Annotated in this window: 1 pseudogene; it reads right to left on the bottom strand. The window is 70.0% G+C overall.

Annotation, left to right across the window (positions count from 1 at the left end):
* Positions 1-956, bottom strand: a pseudogene (locus ACEN88_RS32760) (right-handed parallel beta-helix repeat-containing protein); the annotation flags it as partial.

Here is a 956-nt window from a genome sequence, read left to right as displayed (position 1 = left end):
CGCGCGCGCGGATCGGACCGTCGACGAGGTTCCCGTCCACCTGGGCACTGCTGGCCGGGTAGCGCACGTCGATGCCGGTCGTGTCGACGAGCGTGTTGTCGAAGACCTTGCTCCCCGCCGCTTTGTTCAGGTAGATGCCCGCATCGGAACAGCCGACGATCAGGTTGGCGCGCAGGGTGCCGCCCTCCTGTTCCGTGATGCAGCGACCGTCGCGGCAGAATTCGTGCCCGGTGCCGCCGCCGCCCAGCGACAGGCCCACGCGCTGTCCCGGCAGGCCGCGCAGCATCTGTTCGCACCACACGACGTTACGCTCGAAGACGTTGTTCCTGCCGCCGCCCTTGGCGAACGCGCCGTAGCTGACCTGGTTGCCGTCGCGCTTGGCGAAGTCGGTGATCAGGTTCGCGCGCAGCGTCCAGCCGCTGGCCGCCACGAGGTCGACGGGCGTCACCGGATTGGCGGTCGCGCGCGCGCGCGTGGCGGTGAGGGTCGTGTGTTCGATCAGGCCGTCGTCCGGAAAGCGGCCGCCGGCGCCGTTGATCTTGATGTGCGCGTTGAAGTCGCGGATCGTGTTGTTGACGCTCGCGAAGTGGTGGCCGTTGCCGATGACGTGGAAGGCGTGTTCGCAGTCGTCGTCGGCCCGGCACACGCCGTCGATGTTCAGGTTTTCGAAGCGCCAGTACGGCGCGCCGACGACGAAGCCCTCGAGCGTCTCGAGTTCGATGTGCACGGTGCCCGGCTGCGCCGCGCGCACGACGATGGGCGCATCGGCCCGGCCGGGGCGCGGTACGTCGATGCTCTTGCCCTGGAACCGGTAGGTGCCCGGCGCCAGCGTGATGAGGTCGCCCGGAGACGCCTGCAGGAGCGCCGCGCGCAAGGCCTCGGGCGTGGCGACCTGGATGCCGGCGCCGTCCTGCCCGACACGGGTGCCGAGGAAGAGCCGTTGAACCTGCGCCAGG

The sequence above is a fragment of the Massilia sp. CT11-108 genome (assembly GCF_047302915.1).
Classification (GTDB): domain Bacteria; phylum Pseudomonadota; class Gammaproteobacteria; order Burkholderiales; family Burkholderiaceae_D; genus Telluria; species Telluria orientalis.
Note: the sequence above shows the minus strand (reverse complement) of the source record. Positions and strands in the feature narration are given on the sequence as shown.